A 958-nucleotide genomic window follows, 5' to 3' on the forward strand; every position below is an offset into this window, starting at 1 on the left:
CCGTCGTCGCCGACGAGTCCACCTCGCTGCTGGTCGTCGGCGACCTCACCATGGACGAGGACAGCCACGAGGTGACGCGCGCCGGCACCGAGATCAGCCTCACCGCCACCGAGTTCGAGCTGCTCCGCTACCTCATGCGCAACCCCAAGCGGGTGCTCTCCAAGGCCCAGATCCTCGACCGCGTGTGGAACTACGACTTCGGCGGCCAGGCCAATGTTGTTGAGCTCTACATCTCCTACTTGCGCAAGAAGATCGACGCGGGCCGGACCCCGATGATCCACACCATGCGAGGCGTCGGCTACGTCCTCAAGCCCGCCGAGTGATGGGTCGCTCCTGGAGCCTGCGCACCAAGCTGGTCGCCTCGATGATCGCGCTGTTCATCGCGGTCAGCCTGGGCACCGGCGCAATGATTGTGCTCGCCACCAAGAACTACTTGTCCGGCCAGGTCGACCAGGATCTCCAACAAACCGTCCGCCGCTCCCTCGACCTCGATCAGGACGGAGACGGCAGCAGTGGTCCTGGTCGCCGGGCTGTTGGCCCGCCCCCGGGCAGCGGGAGCGCCGTGCTGCGCCTGGCCACCGTCAATGGCAACGTCATCAGCGACCGATTCGGCCCGATCAACAGCGTCGTGGACACCGACGGGGACGCCTCGACGTTGACCACAAACCAAATTGCCCAGTTGCTCGGCGCCAACCTCGACACCCGCCCCAAGGATGTCGACCTCGGCTCGCAGATCGGAACCTATCGACTGATCGCCATCAGCCGGAGCGGCACGACCTATGTCACGGGCGTCCCGACGGGCCCCATCCAGGCCATCACGAATCAGCTCATCGGTCTTGTGGCCGCGGGCACTCTGCTCGGCCTCGTCGTGGTCGGCGCGGGCGGCACCTTCCTCGTGCGTCGCAATCTCGCTCCGCTGCAACGGCTTGCCGCCACCGCCGGCCGCGTCTCCCGGTTG

At 66.6% G+C, this 958-nt stretch carries 1 protein-coding gene and 1 pseudogene; both read left to right on the forward strand.

What is annotated here, in order from left to right:
* Nucleotides 1-323: winged helix-turn-helix domain-containing protein (locus BN13_RS17495; RefSeq protein ID WP_048548513.1), on the forward strand; the 323-nt coding region annotated here is incomplete at its 5' end.
* Nucleotides 323-958: pseudogene (locus tag BN13_RS19800) on the forward strand (sensor histidine kinase); the annotation flags it as partial. The gene BN13_RS17495 and the pseudogene BN13_RS19800, both read left to right, overlap by 1 nt.

It is taken from the genome of Nostocoides jenkinsii Ben 74 (assembly GCF_001046875.1).
GTDB classification, from domain to species: domain Bacteria; phylum Actinomycetota; class Actinomycetes; order Actinomycetales; family Dermatophilaceae; genus Nostocoides_A; species Nostocoides_A jenkinsii.